Origin of the sequence: Asanoa siamensis, assembly GCF_016862555.1 — a bacterium.
In the GTDB taxonomy this organism is placed as follows: domain Bacteria; phylum Actinomycetota; class Actinomycetes; order Mycobacteriales; family Micromonosporaceae; genus Asanoa; species Asanoa siamensis.
Window position 1 is genome coordinate 1 of record NZ_BONE01000036.1, and the last position, 13,101, is coordinate 13,101.

Below are 13,101 nucleotides of genomic sequence, written 5' to 3' on the forward strand. Positions count from 1 at the left end.
TGCGCGGGTCGTGCGCCCCGTAGAGCCGCGTGGCCGCCGAGTGGGCGTAGGACGCCCAGCCCCGCGCGCCGTGCGCGTCGCCGAGCGCGAGCAGCACCTTGGCCTGCAGCGCGGCGGCGAGCGCGAGCTCGTCGGTGGCGGTCGCCGGCGAGGGGTCGGCCTTGGCGAGCGCGGTGCCGAGCAGTTCCTCCGCGCCGGCCAGGTCACCGGCATGGATCCGGTCCTGTGCCCGCGCGGTGAGGTCACGAAGGCCGATGGACATCGCCTCATCGTGGCTGTCCGGCGACGTTCGGTACAAGAGCCAGTTGGCGGAGATATTGACCGGACCCTACGTGACCTGGGCTCTCCGGCGCAGAAGTCGTCCGTTCGTGCGTATCGCGCAACGCTAGTCGGCCAGGACCGCCTCGCTGATGCCGCGGAGCTGGGCCACCTGCTCCTTGGTGAGCCGGTCGAAGAGGTGGCGGCGGACGCCCTCGACGTGGCCGGGTGCCGCCTCGACCAGGACGCGGTGGCCGTCCGCGGTGAGCACGGCGAGCTGACCGCGCCGGTCGGTCGGGCAGTCCTGGCGCTTGACCCAGCCGGACTCCTCGAGCCGGGCGACGGCGTGCGACAGGCGGCTGCGGGAGGAGCCGCAGGCGTCGGCCAGCTCACTCATCCGCATCTGGCGCTCGGGCGCCTCGGAGAGCCGCACCAGGATCTCGTAGTAGGCGTGCGGCATGCCGGCCTCGTGCTGCAGCTCGCGGTCCAGGGAGTCCATCAGGGCCCGGGTGGCACTGAGGAAAGCACGCCAGGTGGCCTGCTCCTGGTCGTCCAGCCATCGCGTCATGACAGGCATCATACCCTCTTTGTTGAACTCTCAACTAGATGGCGCTACCGTTGTGCCCATGGGCATCCACCGACTCAACCACGCGGTCCTGTTCGTCAGTGACCTCGCCCGCAGCGTCGCCTTCTACCAGGACGTCCTCGGCTTCACGAAGGTCCCGATGACGCCCGACGGGTTCGCGGGCGCCGCGTTCCTGCAGGCTCCCGACTCGACCAACGACCACGACCTCGGGCTGTTCGAGGTCGCGGGTGCCGGCCCGTCGCCGGCCGGCCGCGCCACCGTCGGCCTCTACCACCTCGCCTGGGAGGTCGACACGCTCGACGAGCTGTCGTCGACCGCCGAGCGGCTCAGCGCCGCGGGCGCGCTGGTCGGGGCCTCCGACCACGGCAGCACCAAGTCGCTCTACGGCAAGGACCCCGACGGGCTCGAGTTCGAGATCGTCTGGCTGATCCCGGCCGACCGGCTCGACGACACGGCGCTGGACGCCCGCCGCCGGATCGGCCGGCTGGACATCGAGGCCGAGAAGGCGCGCTACGGCGGTCAGACGCGAGGCGGTGTCGGCATCTCTGTTCCGGCCTGACGCCGGATCGGCCAAACTGGAGGCATGACCGGGCCGATCGACGACGTCGTACGCGAGATCCTCGTGCGGCAGCTCGACGCCTGGGGCCCGGCCGCGCTGCACCGTTCCAAGCGGGCCACCTTCGCGCAGGCCTACGGTGGCCCGCCCGACGGCCTGCCCGAGGCGGCGCTGCGGGTCTTCGACGAGTTCACCGACCTGCTGCGCGGCCGCCGGCTGACCGCCCCGGTGATCGCGCCGAGCCCCGACCGGGCCGCGCTCGACACGGTCTACCAGGAGCTCGACCGGCCGTCCGGGTTGGACATCCACGCCGTCGACGGCGGCGTCGACACGCTGCCGGCCGTGCTCAGCGCGGCCTCGGCGGCGGGCGCGCCGCTGCTCGCCTTCCTCGACGCCGGGTCGGGCCCGCCGCCGTCCGCCGGCACGCTGGCCGCGGTCGCCCGCGGCAAGCCCGGCGAGCTGCTGCTCGTGCTGCCCGCGGGCGTCCGCGAGCACCGGGCCCAGCTCGGCGCCGCCGGGTTCCCGCTGGTCGCCGACGTCGAGCTGGTGGCCCGCGACGAGAGTGCCCGGCTGGTCGCGTTCGCCACCGGGCAGGGCAAGAGCCTCGACGGGTTCAAGGACGCGATGTGGGCGGTCGACGAGTACGCGGGTGTCCGCTACCGCGACCCGCACGACCCCGAGGGTCACCTCCTCGACATCGCCGAGCGCCCGCACCCGGGGCCGCTGCGCCGGGAGCTGCTCGCCCACCTCGCGGAGGTCGGCCGGGCGACGGTGACCGAGCTGCGGCGCTTCGCGGTCACCGACACCGTCTACCGGGCCGCCGACGCCAACCGGGTGCTCACCGCCCTGCTCACCGCCGGCCAGGTGACCCGCGACCCGCCGGCCGGCCGGCTCGGCGGCGACGTGGTCATCGCCCCTGCCGGCTAGCCTTCACCCGGGCGCTGGCCTGGTTGATCAACAGCGAGGCGCCGGTGGCGAGCACCACGATGTTGAACACCATCTGGAAGATCACGAGTACGCGGGCGCCCTGGCCGGCCGCGTGGATGTCGCCGAAGCCCACCGTGAAGAGTGCGGACAACGCGAAATAGAGCGCGTCCGTGCGGGTGTCGAGGCCCGCGAACTGGCCCGGTGCCGAGACCTCCAGCACGTAGTCGGCCAGCGCGAACGCGATCGCCCCGGCCACCAGCGCGACGGCCAGGCCCTCCAGCGGCAACTGGTCGCTACGCAGCCGGCGGCGGATCTGCCAGACCACGAGCGCGATGGCGCCGCCGACGAAGACCAGCGCGGCCAGCGCGCGCAACGCCAGCCGCCAGCCGGCGTCACCCGGCTCGACCGGCACCACGTAGTAGAGGCCGACCAGCAGCACCACCGCCGCCACCACACGGAACCAGGCCGCACGGTTCATATCGGACAATCTACTCAGGGCAGACGCGCGCGCGGCGCCCTTCCGGAGGACCGGAGGGCGCCGCGCGCGGGGGAGGTCAGCTCTTGTCCTGCTTCCAGGACAGCGGTCCCGGCAGGTCGACGCGGTGGGCCCGCGCCCGGGAGTTCCACGACCAGCGACCGATCTTGATGCTCCAGGAGCTGAAGCCGTTCTCCGTGAAGTTCAGGATGATCGGGCCGATCTTCTTCCGCTTACGGAACATCAGACCCATGGTCAGGCACCTCTCGTCTCGGCCGCGGCGCCCGTGCGCGCCGTGGTCGGGCCGGAATGTTCCCAGAACGCCTGTTCGTGAAACCGGGTCTACCGCTGTCCGCTTCGCATGATCCGACCGAGGCCGGCCCACGACATGATCGAGCCGAGGGACGCCGCCGAGAGCAGCGAGAACGCGCTCACCCACGAGCCGACCGAGAACGCCGAGAAGGCCGAGCCGATGGAGCCGATGCTGCCGACCGAGCCGATCGAGCCGATGGAGAGGACCGATCCCTTCGAGGCGATGCAGAGGCACGAGTCCTGCGAGCGGATGCTGAGCATGGCGGGTCTCCCTTCCTCGCCCACCTGGGTGCCCGCTCGGCGCGGCGTTACTCTCGAACGGTGAGCCGGGCTCGGATCGCGTTGACCGTGGTGACCGTCGTCGTCCTCGTCGCCGCCGCCCTCGGAGGTGTCGGCGCCTGGCGGGGGTGGTTCAGCGAGCCTTCGGTCGAGGCCGCCCCCGACGTCCAGCCGGCCGGCGTGTCCGATGTGGTCACCGACCTGCGCGCGCCGTGGGGGCTGGCGTTCCGGCCCGACGGCTCGGCGCTGGTGACCGAGCGGGACACGGCCCGGGTGCTCTCGGTGCGGGGCGACACCGCGCGCGAGGTCACCGTCGTCTCCGAGGCGCGCCCGTCGGGCGAGGGCGGGTTGCTCGGCATCGCGGTCGCGCCGGCCGGCGACTGGGTCTACGTCTACTACACCGCCGACGACGACAACCGGATCGCGCGGTTCCGGCCCGACCAGCCCGACGCCCGTACCGTCGTGTTCTCGGGCATCCCCAAGGCCGGCAACCACAACGGCGGCCGGATCGCGTTCGGCCCCGACGGCATGCTCTACGTCGGCACCGGCGACGCGGGCGACCGCGACGCGGCGCAGGACCGGGCGAGCCTCGGCGGCAAGATCCTGCGGCTCACCCCGGAGGGCGCGCCGGCGCCCGGCAACCCGTTCGGCGCGACCCCGGTCTACACCTACGGCCACCGCAACGTGCAGGGGCTCGCCTGGGACGGCGGCGGCGCGATGTTCGCGTCGGAGTTCGGGCAGAACACCTACGACGAGCTCAACCGGATCGAGCCGGGCCGCAACTACGGCTGGCCGGAGGCCGAGGGCAACTCCGACGACCCGGCGTTCACCAACCCGATCGCGACCTGGCGTACGGCCGACGCGTCGCCCAGCGGCATCGCCGTCGGTCCCGACGGGCTGGTCTGGATGGCCTGCCTGCGCGGCGAGCGGCTCTACACGATCAAGACCGACGGCAGCGGCGCCGAGGCGCTGTTGCGCGGTGAGCACGGTCGCCTCCGGCACGTCGCCGCGGCGCCCGACGGCTCGATGTGGGTGCTGACCTCCAACCACGACGGCCGCGGCGACCCGGCCCCGGGTGACGACCGGATCCTGCGCCTGACGCTCTGACACCGGTGATTTCGCCGATGCGCGGCTGAGGGGCCGCGTCAAACACTGGTCAACGTCGATGTCCCCCGACGGACCAGGAGCCCCCCACGTGAGAACACCCATCCGTCTCGCCGCCGTGGTCACGGCCGCTGTGCTCAGTGTCGGTGTCGCGGGCGTGCCCAACGCGCTGGCGGCCGAGAACCCGTACGAGCGCGGCCCCAACCCGACCACGTCGATCCTGGACGCCACCCGCGGTCCCTACGCCACGTCCTCGACCAGCGTCTCGTCGCTGGTCAGCGGCTTCGGCGGCGGCGTCATCTACTACCCGACCACCACCGCCGACGGTACGTTCGGCGCGATCGCGATCTCGCCGGGCTACACCGCCGCCTGGTCGAGCATCGACTGGCTCGGTCCGCGGATCGCCTCGCACGGCTTCGTCGTGATCGGCATCGAGACCAACAGCCGCTTCGACCAGCCCGCGAGCCGCGGCTCGCAGCTCCTCGCCGCGCTGGACTACCTGGTCAACAGCAGCTCGGTGCGCAGCCGGGTCGACAGCACCCGCCTCGCCGTCGCCGGGCACTCGATGGGCGGTGGGGGCAGTCTCGAGGCCGCCTCGGACCGACCGTCGCTGCAGGCGGCGATCCCGCTCGCACCGTGGAACACCGACAAGAGCTGGACCGAGCTGCGGGTGCCGACGCTGATCATCGGCGGCGAGAGCGACTCGATCGCGCCGGTGTCGTCGCACTCGATCCCGTTCTACAACAGCATCCCGGCGTCGGCGGAGAAGGCGTACCTGGAGCTGAACAACGCCAGCCACTTCTTCCCGCAGTCCACCAACACGCCGACCGGCCGGCAGATGGTCGCCTGGCTCAAGCGGTTCGTCGACAACGACACCCGCTACGAGCAGTTCCTCTGCCCCGGCCCGAGCGGCAGCGCGATCGACGAGTACCGCAACACCTGCCCGAGCAGCTGAGCCAGCCCGGAACGAAGGCGCCCGTCGATAGACGGGCGTCTTTGTTGCGGAGAGCTTTCGGATAGGTGACACTGGATACATGCTTGTTGCACCGGCAGTGCACATTCTCGCGCCAGGCGGGCCGGTGCTGCGGGGGCGGGTGCGCGAGCTCGCCGCGATCGGTCGCCTGCTCCGGCGGGCGGCCGACGGCGCGGGCGGGACCCTGCTGATCGAGGGTGACCCCGGCTCCGGTCGCAGCGCGCTGCTCGCCCACGCGGAGCGGCAGGCGCCGGGTTTCGCCTGCCTGCGGGCGCGCGGGCAGCCGGGGGAGGCCGACCTGCCCTATGCGGCGCTGCCGCCGTCGCCGGTGCCGCGACCGACCCGCCGGCCGCGCACCGCCGAGCAGCGCCTGCGGTCGTGCACCCGGTTCTTCGACGCCGTCGTCTCTCTCAGCCGGCACCGGCCGGTCCTCTGCGTGGTCGACGACGCCGACCGGGTCGACCCGCCGTCCCTGGAGGTGCTGGCCTTCCTCGCCCGCCGTGCCCGGGACCACCGGATCGCCGTGGTCTTCGCCGGCACCGGCGGCCCGGCGGTCGCCGCCACCACGCTGCGACTCGCGCCGCTCGACCCGGGCCAGGCCGCCGACGTGCTGGCCGACCACGGCCTGGGCGGCCCGCTGGCCGAGGTGCTCGCCGGGCTCTCCTTCGGCAACCCCGCCGCGCTGCACGACCTCGTCCGGGCGTTGACCCCGGGCCAGCGCCGCGGCGTCGAGCCACCGCCGGCCGGGCTGCCCGCCGACGGCGACCTGCGCCTCGCGTACCGGACCCGGTTGCGCGCCCTGCCCGCCAGCACCCGGCGCGCGCTGCTGCTGGTGGCCCTCGACGACGGGCTGGACCCGGCGGCGCTGGCGCGGCTCGGCGGCGGCGCGCTGGCCGCGGCCGAGCGGGCCGGGCTGCTGCGGGGCACCGGGTTCACCCACCCGGCCGCCCGCGAGGCGGTGCGCGACGAGGCCACCCTGGCCGACCGGCAGCGCGCCCACCGCACGCTGGCCAAGCTGCTCACCGGTGACGCGCACGGACTGCGCCGCCTGCTGCACCTGGCGGCCGCGACCCCGCCGCCCGACGCCGGCCTGGCCGACGAGATCGAACGGGCGGCACAGTCCGTCGTGGACTGCCGCGTCGGCTCGGTGGCGCTGGAGCGGGCCGCCGAGCTGACCCCCGACGGTGGCCCGGCGGTCGCGCGCCGGGCCGCCGCGGCCCGGTTCGCCTGGCTCGGCGGCGACCTGGCCCGCGCCCGCCGGCTGCTGGCCCGGGCGGGCGCCGGCGGTGCGCTGCTCGCCGGCGAGATCGCGCTGCGCGGCGGCCCGGCCGGTGAAGCGCTCGAGCTGCTGCTGACCTCGGCCGACGAGCTGGCCCCGACCCGGCCCGACCAGGCCTGGCGGGCGCTGGTGCTGGCCGGCGAGGCGGTCTGCCTGGACGGCAACCACGGGCGTTACCGCGAGGTGCTGCGCCGGGCGGCCGTGCTGCGCCGGGCCGGCCACGTCGACCCGGTGCGCTCGGCCCAGGTCGCCGGCCTCGCGGCGATCATGCGGGGCGACCACGAGCGGGCGCGGCCGGCGCTGCGCTCGGTGCTCTCACTGTCCACACCGGACCCGGAGGTCCTGACCAGCGCCGCCACGGCCGGCCTGCTGCTCGGCGACGACGCGGCAGCCCACCGGATCCTGGAGCGCGCGGTGGAGCTGGCCCGGTCGAGCGGCGCGGTCGCGCTGCTGCCGCGGGCGCTGGAGCTGCGCACGTTCGTCGAGTACTGGATGGGCTCCTACGACGCCGCGGCCGCCAGCGCGCGCGAGGGTCTCGTGGCCGCCCGGGCGTGCGGCCAGCGCGCGGCCGCCGGCAACCTGGTCGGCCTGCTCGCCCTGCTGGCCGCCCTGCGCGGCGCCGCGCCGGAGTGCCTGGGCTGGATGCGCGAGCTGCGCTCGGGCTCGCACGCGAGCCGGCCGCGCGCGCTCGTGCAATGGGCGCTCGCCGTCCTCGACCTGGTCGCCGGTCGCGCCGCCGACGCGCTGCGCCGACTGTCCACGATGGCAGATCCGATGTCCGGCAGCGGCACGGTGCTGATCCAGATGACCGCCACGCCCTACCTCGTCGAGGCCGCCGCCGGGGCCGGCGACCCGGCGGCGGCCCACGCGGCCGCGGCGGTGTTCGACCGCTGGGCCGCCGCGACCGGTGACCCGACCCGGCAGGCGCTGGCCGCCCGCTGCCGCGCGCTGCTGGCACCCCGGGGCAGCGGACCCGCCCTGGCGGAGTTCGAGACCGCGCTGCGCCTGCACCCGGCCGACGGCGGCGACTTCGAGCGCGCCCGCACGGAGCTGCTGCTCGGCCGCGACCTGCGCCGTGCCCGCCACCCCCGGGACGCGCGGCCCCACCTGCACCGCGCGGCGGAGGGCTTCGCGCTGCTCGACATGCCGATCTGGGCGGCCCAGGCGTCGACCGAGCTGCGCGCGGCGGGCGAGGCGGGCGACCGGGCCGCACCGCCGCCGGGCCTGACGCTCACCGCGCAACAGCAGCGGATCGCCCAGCTCGTCGCGGACGGCGCGACCAACCGCGAGGTCGCGGCCCAGCTCTTCCTCTCGACCCGTACGGTCGACCACCACCTGCGCAACATCTTCAGCCGCCTCGGTGTCCGCTCCCGGACCGAGCTCGCCCGCACACTGTGATATCCATCGACGCGTGGCATCGATACGCGTGGAGACGACGGCGATCGCGGTCGCGACGATGCGCGCCCTCGAAGCCGACGTCCCGCCCGCCCAGCGCCTGCTCGACGACCCGGTCTCGGCCCACCTGCTGACGGGCGTGCCGGGCTGGATCGCGCGGCACCGACGCGCGCGGTTGACGCTCGGCCGCCTCGCGGAGACGGCCATGCCGGGCGTCCGCGGCACCGCGATCTGCCGTACCCGGGTGATCGACGACTGGTGCCGGGACGCGCTGGCCGCCGGCGCCCGCCAGGTGGTCGTGCTCGGCGCCGGCCTCGACAGCCGCCCCTACCGGCTCGCCGAGCTCGCCGCCGTCCCGGTCTGGGAGCTCGACCTGCCGGGCACGCAGGCGCTCAAGCGGGCGGCCCTGGCCCGGGTGCCCGGGCCGCTGCCGGCGAACATCCGCTACCTGGCCGCCGACGTCACCGTGGACCCGCTCGCGGCCCTGCTGGCCGACGCCGGCTTCGACGCCGCGCTGCCGACGCTGGTGGTCTTCGAGGCGGTCGCACAATACCTGCCGCCCGCCGGGGTCACGCCGACGTTCGTCTGGGCGGGCTCGCTCGCGCCCGGCAGCCGGCTGGTCCTCACCTACCTGCCCGACCGCGTCCGGCGCGGCCGCGCGCGGGCGTCGCGCCGCTACGGCTGGCTCAGCGCCTACGACCCGGCCGAGCTCCCGACGCTGCTCGCGGCCCACGGCCTGACCCTGCGCGCGGACGTGGGCGCCGAGGACTACCCGGCCCGGTACCCGCAACTGCGCGGCCGGCGCCTGACCCTGCGCGAGATCGAGCGCGTGGCGCTAGCGGAGGTCAGCCGCTGACGACACAGCGGCGCAGCGGATCGGTCGGGACGATCCCGGCGTCCTCCAGACGCTGCTCCAGCGCCTCCAGGTCGTGGTCGTGCCGGAACCGCTTCTCCGCCCCGGTGATCGGCAGCAGCCAGAGGACCCGCGCGTGGCCGCCGGGCAGCGGGCACTCCTCCAGGTCCGGACCCCACGGGTACGGCAGGCTCACCAGCAGGTGGTCGCAGCCCGACCCGGGCAGCCAGGGCCGGCCGATGGGCACGGTGTGGCCGTGGTCGAGGACGTAGTCGCCGCCGGAGGCGTGGTAGTACGCGACCATCGTGAGCGTCTCGACGTGCGCCTCGTCGGCGGGGCCGGGCGCGTGCAGCACGAACTCCAGGCCGTGCCCGTCGCGCTGGGTCGCGTCCCACAGGCCGACGGTGGCGTAGACGAGCCCGCCGTCCGGCGGCCGTGTCCGCAGGACGTGCAGGTTCGGCACCAGGCCGGCGATCGGGCCGGGAGCCGGCGGCAGCAGCACGGCCGCGTCACCGGGGAACAGCTCGTCGAAATGCCGCACGAGCGCCCGCCCGGCGGGCGTCAGGTCGTGGTTCACCCGTCGTGGGCGCGGACGGCGGCGGTCAGCGATCGCATGCGCCGCACCTTAGCGAGGGCCGGTGAAGCCCGCCAGCAGCCGGCGGACGGCCGTCGCCAGGTCGGCGCGGTTCTCCGGCGTGCCCGGCGCGGGGGCGGTCAGGGCGCCCGCGCCGACCATCCGGTCGAACAGGAGACCGTCCACACAGGCCACGAAGTGGTCGCCGGCCTGGGCCGGGTTCGGCACCCCCGCGGCGGTCATCAGCGCGCGGGCCTGGTCGCGCGAGGAGCGGCCGTACGCCAGGATCGTCCGCAGCTCCGGGTGGTGCGTGGCCTCCAGCAGGCAGGCGTAGCGGGCCAGCGTGCGTTCCCGGCCGGTCGTCAGCCAGGTGTCCAGGACCCAGGCGACGGCGTCGGCGAAACCGGCCGGGTCCGTCGGCACGTCGAAGCTCCGCGTCGCCAGGTCCGCGTCGTCGAGGTCGGCGAGGCGGCGGACCAGCCCCTCGATCAGGGCCTTGCGGGTCCGGAAGTACGCGGAGGTCGTACCCAGGGAGAGCCCGGCCCGGGCGTCGACCGCGCGGTGGGTGAGGCCGCGCATGCCCTGCTCGGCCACGACGGCGATCGCGGCGTCGGTGAGGTCGGTGAAGCGGGTCACGGGCGGCTCCTGTTCTTCTACACCTGTAGTATGGTCTTCTACAGATGTAGAAAGACGAGGAGGGGTCGTCATGGCGACGGCGATCGTGGTCGGGGCGGGCATCGGCGGGCTCAGCGCGGCGATCGGCCTGCGCCGGCGCGGGTGGGAGGTGGTCGTGCTCGAGCGCGCGCCGCGGATCACCGCCGTCGGCGCCGGCATCACCCTGCTGGCCAACGGCATGCGCGCCCTCGACGCGCTCGGTGTCGGCGCCGCGGTGCGGGCGCAGGGCCAGGTCGAGGCGTCCGGCGGCCTGCGCACCCCCGGCGGCCGGTGGCTCAGCCGGGTCGACGCGGCGGCCATGCAGCGGGTGCTCGGCACGTCGGCGATCGGCATCCACCGGGCCACGCTGCACCGGGTGCTGCACGACGCGCTGCCGCCGGGCACCGTGGTCACGGGCACCGACGTGGCGGAGGTCGTCGCCGGTCCCCAGCCGCGGGTCGACGGGCGGGTGGCCGACCTCGTGGTGGCCGCCGACGGCATCAACAGCGCCATCCGCCGCCGGTTGTGGCCCGACGCCCCGCCGCCCGTCTACGCCGGCGCGACAGCCTGGCGCGGGGTCACCGACGAGCCGTGGCGGGGGCCGCTGGTCGTGGCCATCACCTGGGGGCCCGGCGCCGAGTTCGGCATGGTGCCGCTCGGCGACGGCCGGGTCTACTGGTTCGGCTCGGTCACCGCGCCGCCCAAGGCCTGGCGCGACGACGAGATGGCGGCCGTACGCGAGCGGTTCGCCGGCTGGCACGAGCCGATCCCCGCGCTCATGGCCGCGACCACGACGGTGCTCCGCGACGACCTCTACCACCTCGCCACGCCGCTGCCGTCCTATGTGCACGGTCGGGTGGCGCTGCTGGGTGACGCCGCGCACGCGATGACCCCCCACCTGGGGCAGGGCGCCAACCAGGCGATCGAGGACGCGGTCGTGCTCGCGGCGAGCTGCGACCCGGCCGGCGACCTCGACAGCGGGCTGCGCGCCTACGACGCCCAGCGGCGGCCGAGGACGCAACAGGTGGCCCGCGCGGCCCACCAGATGGGCCGCGTCGGTCAGGGCCTGCGCAACCCGGTGGCGGTCGCGCTGCGCAACGCCGTGATCCGCCTCACGCCGGACAACGCGGGCCTCCGCACGATGAGCGGTTTCGCGAAGTGGGACCCGCCGACGCTGTAGGGCCCTGTCCTAGGCTGGTGGGATGGCCGACACGCCGGTGGAGCGGTTGCGGGCCGAGCGGCGCGACACCGTCGCGCAGATCGAGGCGCTCGGGCGGGTCGTCGAGGGCATCGTGACCGCGCAGACCGGCACCGCGACCGACGACGAGCACGACCCCGAGGGTCAGACGATCGCCTACGAGCGCGCGCAGGCGGGCGCCCTGCTGCAGCGCGCCCGCGACCGGCTCGCGGCGATCGACGCGGCGCTGGCCCGGGTCGAGGACGACAGCTACGGCCGCTGCGAGCGGTGCGGCCGCGAGATCGACCCCGAGCGGCTGGCCGTGCTGCCAGCCGCCCGTACGTGTGTCGAGTGCGCCGGCCTACGCTTCCCGGGCGACCGGTAGCTGGGCGAGCAGCTGGGTCTCGCCGCCCGCGTTCGGGGTCTCGACCCCGAGCTGGCGGAGCTGGCCCTGCATGAACGCCACGAGCTGCGCCCGGTATTCGCGGTCGAACTGCTGCAGCGACTCGATCTCCTGCTGCAACGCCTCGCGCTGCGGCTGCAGGCTGCCGACCGCCTCCTCGTAGCGCTGCTGCGCGTCCTGCTCGAGCGCGTCCGCCGCGTCCTGCGCGTCCTGGGTGATCTGCTCGGCGTTGGCCTGCGCCTCGGTGACCAGCCGCTCCGACGTGTCGTTGGCGTCGGCGACCACCTGCTCGGCGGTGGTCTGCGCCTCGGTCAGCAGACGCTCGCCCTCGCGGCGGACGTCGTCGGCGTGCTGGGCCGCGTCGCGGGCCGACTGCTCCGCCGAGGCGCGCGCGTCGGCGAGCACCTTGTCGGCCTGCCGGCGCATCTCGTCGGAGTAGCCCTGCGCCTCGCGGGCGATCTGGTCGGCGGACCGGCGCGCCTCGGCGAGCAACTGCTCGCCCTGCCGCTGGGCCTGCCCGATGTGTTCGTCGGCGGTGCGCTGTGCCAACGTGAGCACGGCGAGCGCCTGGTGCGAGTTGGGGTCGCCGAATGCCTCGGCTGGCTCAGTCATATGATGCCCATTGTCCGGAGTCGTCCCACCGAACAGCCCCTTCACACGGCCTTTCACCCGGTTGTCTGTCACCGGTTGACCTCCGTTCTCGAGCAGCCCGGTCCGGCCGGACGCTATCAGGCCGGACGGTGGTTGTTCGAGGGGGAAGTGGACGAGTTCAACCCTTGACCAGGGGCGTTCGCCCGGGAATGTCCACGATGTGCGGAAGGACCATCGAGGATTCGGGTCGCGAGCACGCCGGCAAGCCGGTCGATGTCGGGAAGCAGACCTTGCTGGACAGCGGCGCGTTCCGCTGCTAGCCGAGCCCGTCCGGCGGCGATGATCGCGTCGGCCTCGGCACGGGCGGCCGCGAGTGCCTCGGCGCGGATCTCCGCCGCCTCGGTGCGGGCTTCCTCACGTATGCCGGCAGCCTCGGCGCGGGCCTCGGCCAGCCGCTGCCGGTAGTCGTCGCGGACCCGCTCGGCCTGCGCCCGGGCGGCTTCCGCGCGGGCCAGCCCGCCGTCGATCGCGTCGGCCCGCGCCGCGAACAGCCGCTCCATCCGCGGGAACACGACCTTCATCAGGACGAGGCACAGCAGTGCGAACGCGACGGCGCCGACCAGCACCTCCGGCCACTGCGGAATGATCGCTCGGGTATCGGCTGCGCTGAGGAGCATCGACGGCCTCCAGGCGGGGACATCGACT

At 74.7% G+C, this 13,101-nt stretch carries 16 protein-coding genes and 1 pseudogene; 8 read left to right on the forward strand and 9 right to left on the reverse strand.

Features of this window, described 5'->3' with window-relative positions; all coding sequences use genetic code 11:
- A pseudogene (locus Asi02nite_RS21935) lies at nt 1-262 on the reverse strand (tetratricopeptide repeat protein); the annotation flags it as partial.
- A gap of 123 nt (nt 263-385) precedes the next feature.
- The gene (locus Asi02nite_RS21940; RefSeq protein WP_203715761.1) at nt 386-835 is read right to left on the reverse strand and encodes a MarR family winged helix-turn-helix transcriptional regulator; all 450 of its coding nucleotides are present in this window, start codon (nt 833-835) and stop codon (nt 386-388) included.
- A gap of 49 nt (nt 836-884) precedes the next feature.
- Between Asi02nite_RS21940 and Asi02nite_RS21945 the strand changes: the two genes are divergently transcribed.
- Complete coding sequence (locus Asi02nite_RS21945) at nt 885-1,403, forward strand: VOC family protein (protein WP_203715762.1); 519 nt, start codon at nt 885-887, stop codon at nt 1,401-1,403.
- 24 nt (nt 1,404-1,427) lie between these two features.
- Nucleotides 1,428-2,327: a hypothetical protein gene (locus Asi02nite_RS21950; RefSeq protein ID WP_239126900.1), complete on the forward strand. Its 900-nt coding sequence runs from the start codon at nt 1,428-1,430 to the stop codon at nt 2,325-2,327.
- Here Asi02nite_RS21950 and Asi02nite_RS21955 read toward each other — a convergent pair.
- The 3 genes from Asi02nite_RS21955 to Asi02nite_RS41740 all read right to left on the reverse strand — a co-directional run bounded on the left by Asi02nite_RS21955 (nt 2,308) and on the right by Asi02nite_RS41740 (nt 3,375).
- Nucleotides 2,308-2,805: a potassium channel family protein gene (locus Asi02nite_RS21955; RefSeq protein ID WP_239126903.1), complete on the reverse strand. Its 498-nt coding sequence runs from the start codon at nt 2,803-2,805 to the stop codon at nt 2,308-2,310. The two genes, Asi02nite_RS21950 and Asi02nite_RS21955, sit on opposite strands and share 20 nt — an antisense overlap.
- A gap of 76 nt (nt 2,806-2,881) precedes the next feature.
- On the reverse strand, nt 2,882-3,055 hold the full coding sequence (locus tag Asi02nite_RS21960) for a DUF4236 domain-containing protein (RefSeq protein ID WP_089248056.1): 174 nt from the start codon (nt 3,053-3,055) through the stop codon (nt 2,882-2,884).
- Nucleotides 3,056-3,144: 89 nt separating this feature from the next.
- Nucleotides 3,145-3,375, reverse strand: coding sequence for a hypothetical protein (locus Asi02nite_RS41740; RefSeq protein ID WP_239126908.1), 231 nt, complete (start codon nt 3,373-3,375; stop codon nt 3,145-3,147).
- Between the two features lie 60 nt (nt 3,376-3,435).
- Between Asi02nite_RS41740 and Asi02nite_RS21965 the strand changes: the two genes are divergently transcribed.
- The 4 genes from Asi02nite_RS21965 (at nt 3,436) to Asi02nite_RS21980 (ending at nt 9,000) form a co-directional block, all read left to right on the forward strand.
- Nucleotides 3,436-4,500 carry a PQQ-dependent sugar dehydrogenase gene (locus Asi02nite_RS21965; RefSeq protein ID WP_239126909.1) on the forward strand — a complete coding sequence of 355 codons (1,065 nt, stop codon included), beginning with the start codon at nt 3,436-3,438 and terminating at the stop codon, nt 4,498-4,500.
- A gap of 58 nt (nt 4,501-4,558) precedes the next feature.
- Nucleotides 4,559-5,452, forward strand: a complete 894-nt coding sequence (locus Asi02nite_RS21970) for an alpha/beta hydrolase family protein (RefSeq protein ID WP_203715765.1) — start codon at nt 4,559-4,561, stop codon at nt 5,450-5,452.
- 79 nt (nt 5,453-5,531) lie between these two features.
- The gene (locus Asi02nite_RS21975; protein ID WP_203715766.1) at nt 5,532-8,147 is read left to right on the forward strand and encodes a LuxR C-terminal-related transcriptional regulator; all 2,616 of its coding nucleotides are present in this window, start codon (nt 5,532-5,534) and stop codon (nt 8,145-8,147) included.
- Nucleotides 8,148-8,160: 13 nt separating this feature from the next.
- Nucleotides 8,161-9,000, forward strand: coding sequence for an SAM-dependent methyltransferase (locus Asi02nite_RS21980; protein WP_203715767.1), 840 nt, complete (start codon nt 8,161-8,163; stop codon nt 8,998-9,000).
- Here the strand turns inward: Asi02nite_RS21980 and Asi02nite_RS21985 are convergent.
- Together Asi02nite_RS21985 and Asi02nite_RS21990 are read right to left on the reverse strand one after the other, a co-directional pair.
- Complete coding sequence (locus Asi02nite_RS21985) at nt 8,990-9,574, reverse strand: suppressor of fused domain protein (RefSeq protein ID WP_203715768.1); 585 nt, start codon at nt 9,572-9,574, stop codon at nt 8,990-8,992. The genes Asi02nite_RS21980 and Asi02nite_RS21985 overlap by 11 nt on opposite strands.
- Before the next feature lie 48 nt (nt 9,575-9,622).
- Entirely contained in the window at nt 9,623-10,207 is a 585-nt protein-coding gene (locus Asi02nite_RS21990; protein WP_239126911.1) for a TetR/AcrR family transcriptional regulator, read from the reverse strand.
- 70 nt (nt 10,208-10,277) lie between these two features.
- On the opposite strand from Asi02nite_RS21990, the gene Asi02nite_RS21995 reads away from it, so the two are divergent.
- Together Asi02nite_RS21995 and Asi02nite_RS22000 are read left to right on the forward strand one after the other, a co-directional pair.
- A complete protein-coding gene (locus Asi02nite_RS21995; RefSeq protein ID WP_203715770.1) occupies nt 10,278-11,405 on the forward strand; it encodes an FAD-dependent monooxygenase in 1,128 nt (375 codons plus the stop codon).
- Nucleotides 11,406-11,427: 22 nt separating this feature from the next.
- On the forward strand, nt 11,428-11,787 hold the full coding sequence (locus Asi02nite_RS22000) for a TraR/DksA family transcriptional regulator (protein ID WP_203715771.1): 360 nt from the start codon (nt 11,428-11,430) through the stop codon (nt 11,785-11,787).
- On the opposite strand, the gene Asi02nite_RS22005 is transcribed toward Asi02nite_RS22000, so the two are convergent.
- Both Asi02nite_RS22005 and atpF read right to left on the reverse strand, forming a co-directional pair.
- The gene (locus tag Asi02nite_RS22005; protein ID WP_203715772.1) at nt 11,764-12,417 is read right to left on the reverse strand and encodes a hypothetical protein; all 654 of its coding nucleotides are present in this window, start codon (nt 12,415-12,417) and stop codon (nt 11,764-11,766) included. The genes Asi02nite_RS22000 and Asi02nite_RS22005 overlap by 24 nt on opposite strands.
- A gap of 116 nt (nt 12,418-12,533) precedes the next feature.
- Nucleotides 12,534-13,073 (reverse strand): F0F1 ATP synthase subunit B, encoded by a 540-nt coding sequence (atpF, locus tag Asi02nite_RS22010; protein ID WP_203715773.1) that lies wholly within the window; start codon nt 13,071-13,073, stop codon nt 12,534-12,536.
- Nucleotides 13,074-13,101: the final 28 nt, after the last annotated feature.

Coding starts and splice junctions, on each gene's coding strand:
- Asi02nite_RS22005 (WP_203715772.1), bottom strand. CDS start 12,417: ATGACTGAGCCAGCCGAGGCATTCGGCGACCCCAACTCGCACCAGGCG.
- Asi02nite_RS21970 (WP_203715765.1), top strand. CDS start 4,559: ATGTCCCCCGACGGACCAGGAGCCCCCCACGTGAGAACACCCATCCGT.
- Asi02nite_RS21950 (WP_239126900.1), top strand. CDS start 1,428: ATGACCGGGCCGATCGACGACGTCGTACGCGAGATCCTCGTGCGGCAG.
- Asi02nite_RS21955 (WP_239126903.1), bottom strand. CDS start 2,805: ATGAACCGTGCGGCCTGGTTCCGTGTGGTGGCGGCGGTGGTGCTGCTG.
- Asi02nite_RS21940 (WP_203715761.1), bottom strand. CDS start 835: ATGCCTGTCATGACGCGATGGCTGGACGACCAGGAGCAGGCCACCTGG.
- Asi02nite_RS22000 (WP_203715771.1), top strand. CDS start 11,428: ATGGCCGACACGCCGGTGGAGCGGTTGCGGGCCGAGCGGCGCGACACC.
- Asi02nite_RS21975 (WP_203715766.1), top strand. CDS start 5,532: ATGCTTGTTGCACCGGCAGTGCACATTCTCGCGCCAGGCGGGCCGGTG.
- Asi02nite_RS21995 (WP_203715770.1), top strand. CDS start 10,278: ATGGCGACGGCGATCGTGGTCGGGGCGGGCATCGGCGGGCTCAGCGCG.
- Asi02nite_RS21945 (WP_203715762.1), top strand. CDS start 885: ATGGGCATCCACCGACTCAACCACGCGGTCCTGTTCGTCAGTGACCTC.
- Asi02nite_RS21960 (WP_089248056.1), bottom strand. CDS start 3,055: ATGGGTCTGATGTTCCGTAAGCGGAAGAAGATCGGCCCGATCATCCTG.
- atpF (WP_203715773.1), bottom strand. CDS start 13,073: ATGCTCCTCAGCGCAGCCGATACCCGAGCGATCATTCCGCAGTGGCCG.
- Asi02nite_RS41740 (WP_239126908.1), bottom strand. CDS start 3,375: ATGCTCAGCATCCGCTCGCAGGACTCGTGCCTCTGCATCGCCTCGAAG.